Below are 3,203 nucleotides of genomic sequence, written 5' to 3' on the forward strand. Positions count from 1 at the left end.
TCGATGGTGGAGCGATAGTGCGGGGCGAGCAGGAAGTAGCGCACGGCGCGGGGGTCGAATTGCCTGGTGACTTCGCTCACCTGCGCGGTGTTGCCGAGCGACTTCGACATTTTCTCGCCCGACATCGTCACCCAAGCATTGTGCATCCAGTACCGCGCGAAGCCGCGGCCAGCGGCGCGGGCCTGCGCGAGCTCGTTCTCGTGGTGGGGGAAGCGCAGGTCGATGCCGCCGCCATGAATGTCGAACTGGGCGCCGAGGTATTTGCCAGCCATGGCGGAGCATTCGATGTGCCAGCCCGGGCGGCCGCGGCCCCAGGGCGACGGCCACGACGCGGTTTCAGGCTCGCCGTCCTTGTGGCCCTTCCAGAGGGCGAAGTCGCGGGGGTCGCGCTTGCCGCGCGGGTCGGCGTCGGCGGCGGCCTCCATCTCGTCCACCTTCTGGCCGGAGAGTTCGCCGTAGTCGGGCCAGGATCGGACATCGAAGTAGACGTCGCCGGAGCCGTCGGGAGCCGGGTAGGCGTGGCCGGCGTCGATGATCTCTTGGATGAGCTCTACCATCTCGGGGATGTGGCCGGTGGCGCGCGGCTCGTAGCTGGGGGGCAGGCAGCCGAGGCTGGCGTAGGCCTGGTGCAGCTCGCGCTCGAACTCGTAGGCGTGCTCGAACCACGGCACGCCGCGTTCGGCCGACTTGGCGAGGATCTTGTCGTCGATGTCGGTGACGTTGGCGACGATGCGCACCTCGTAGCCCTCATGCAGGAACCAGCGACGGAGCACGTCGAACACCACTTCCTTGCGGATGTGGCCGAGGTGTGGCGATGACTGGACCGTCAGCCCGCAGTGGTAGATGGACACGCGACCTTCTTGGAGGGGCACGAAGTCGCGGACGGCGCGGGCGGCGGAGTCAAACAGTCGAAATGTCACCCGACAAGTCTATGCCGAATCCGGCTGCGGCAGGCGTCGGCGGGCAGGGCCGCCGCAAAAGTTGACCGTTATCCTCCACAGGAAGCTAACGCCCCTTCGGTTTGGCTGATTGTTTGCAGGCGTGGAGGATAACGGTCAACGGCGGCTCGGACGCCTCGGGTGCGGGCCGAGGAGCAGGGGGCCGGGGTAGCTGCTGCGCGCCACCCCCAAAATGACCGAAATCCTCCACGCCTGCCGGGAATCTCGCGAACAGGCGGGTCAGAGGCTTCTTGTGGAGGATAACGGTCAACTTTTCCATCGGCCTCACACCGCAGAGGCGCGCCCGGCTACGTTTCGCCGCGCTTTTGCGCCGCTTGGCGGCGCAGCGCGTCGATGTCGAAGCCCATACTGACGGGCAGATCCGGGTGATTGGCCTGATCTTCCCAGGGGTCGAACGGCGGGTCGTCATCATCGTCGTCAACAAAACCGTGCGAGGGGTCAAACTTATTGCGAAGTTCATGCTCAGACGGCGTCTGCAGCCCGCCCATCTGTTCGTCGGGCAGCTCGCTCAACACGTCGTGGATATAGCCGTTCACCGCCTCATGGGTCGGCACGTTGCGATCCTCGCGCTGCGATTGGTACCAGCGGTAGTCGAGCATCTCGTGGTAGAACTGCGCGGGGTCGCGCTTGCGGCGCAAGTCGTCGGGGATCTGGTTGATGGCAGGCTCGAACATCTCGACGAGCCACTGATGCGCGACGACGGACTCCGGCGATGTCGAACCCAACCCGGCGCGGTAGGTGTCCATGTCGTTCAGCAACCGCCGCGCCTGGTGCTCCTCGGCGTCTAGGCCGGTGAGGCGCATGAGTCGGCGTGAGTGGTAGCCGGAGTCGACGACCTTCGGTTGCATGCGCACCTTGCGTCCGTCGGCCGAGGTGGAGACGTCGATCTCCGCGACGTCGAAGCCGAGCGCGTTGAGCCGCCGCACGCGCCCTTCGAGGCGGTGCATTTCCGATTCGTCGAATTCCTCGACGGCGGTGAGCTCGCCCCAGAGCTGGTCGTAGCGGTCGAGAATGGTGCGCACGAGCAGCTCTGGTTTCAGTGAACTGTCCATGAGGCCGCCGGTTTCGAGATCGAGGAACTCGCCGAAGAGGTTGGTGGTGGCGATGTCGAGGTCGTGCTTGCGCTGCCCATCGGTGAGCCGGTTGTGCAGCTCGCCGGTCTCGGCGTCGACGAGGTAGGCAGCGAACTCGCTGGCGTCGCGGCGGAAGAGGATGTTCGACAGCGACACGTCGCCCCAGTAGAAGCCAGTCAAGTGCAGCCTGGCGAGCAGCACCACCATCGCATCGAGGAGGCGCTGCACCGTCTCCTGCTTTACGCCTTGGTAGAACAGCGAGCGATACGGCAGCGAGAAGGGCAGATGCTCGGTCAGAAGCATAGGGTCGAGGGGGTCCCCGTCGGAATCGGTTCGACCGAGCACAACACCGATGGGCGTCACCGACGGGATGCCCATCCGCCGCAGCTCTGACAGCAAGCGGTACTCGTTGACCGCCACGTCCTCGAGGATTTCCTTCGCAGCGACGATCTGGTTACCCACCTTGATGAACCGCACGACGTGGCGCGAGATGCCGCGGGGCAGGGCAACGAGGTGATCCGTCGGCCACTGCTCCAACGGCAGATGCCAAGGAAGGCGCAGGAGCGCCGCATCGGGCTTGGCGGCAAGGAAGCGAGGCATACCTCGTAGTCTAGTGGGCGTCTGCGATTGCGAGTTCAGCCCGCTCCAAAGCTTCGGCGATGACGGCGACGAGGTCGTCGACGTCTTCGAGGCCAACGCTGAAGCGCAGCATGCCAGGCGTGATGCCTGCCGCCTGCTGCGCCTCGGGACTCATGGCGCCGTGGGTCATCGTCGCCGGGTGGCACACCAGCGATTCGGTGCCGCCGAGCGACTCCGCAAGATGGAACACTTCGAGCCCGTCGAGGAAGCGTCGCACAGTGGGTTCGCCGCCGCGAAGCTCGACGGTGACCATCGACCCAGGCGTGCGCATCTGCTGCTGGGCGAGCTGATAGTCGGGGTGGTCGGGGAGACCCGGGTAGTGGAGTGCCTCGACGACGGGGTGGCCGTCGAACGCATCGATCACTGCCTCCGCGTTCGAGGCGTGCACGCGAAGCCGAGCGTCGAGGGAGCGCAGGCCGCGCATGGTGAGGTAGCTGTCCATCGCGCCGGACGTGAGCCCAAGCGTCTTCGCCCAGCCGGTGAGCTGCTCGTGCAGCTCAGCGGTGGCGGCAACGACGGCGCCGCCCACCAC

The 3,203-nt window shown here is 66.0% G+C and carries 3 protein-coding genes; all 3 read right to left on the reverse strand.

Annotated features, from left to right (window positions below):
• On the reverse strand, positions 1-920 hold a 920-nt coding region (cysS, locus tag Q0X61_RS13010; RefSeq protein WP_297743293.1), incomplete at its 3' end, for a cysteine--tRNA ligase.
• Positions 921-1,246: 326 nt separating this feature from the next.
• On the reverse strand, positions 1,247-2,632 hold the full coding sequence (locus Q0X61_RS13015) for a DUF4032 domain-containing protein (protein ID WP_297743295.1): 1,386 nt from the start codon (positions 2,630-2,632) through the stop codon (positions 1,247-1,249).
• A gap of 10 nt (positions 2,633-2,642) precedes the next feature.
• Positions 2,643-3,203 (reverse strand): PLP-dependent transferase (locus tag Q0X61_RS13020; protein ID WP_297743297.1); only part of this gene is annotated, 561 nt, incomplete at its 5' end.

The organism is uncultured Tessaracoccus sp., assembly GCF_947255005.1.
Taxonomy (GTDB): Bacteria; Actinomycetota; Actinomycetes; order Propionibacteriales; family Propionibacteriaceae; genus Arachnia.

Bases quoted from the DNA above. Each gene is read 5' to 3' on its own strand.
- Q0X61_RS13015 (WP_297743295.1), bottom strand. From the start codon at position 2,632: ATGCCTCGCTTCCTTGCCGCCAAGCCCGATGCGGCGCTCCTGCGCCTT.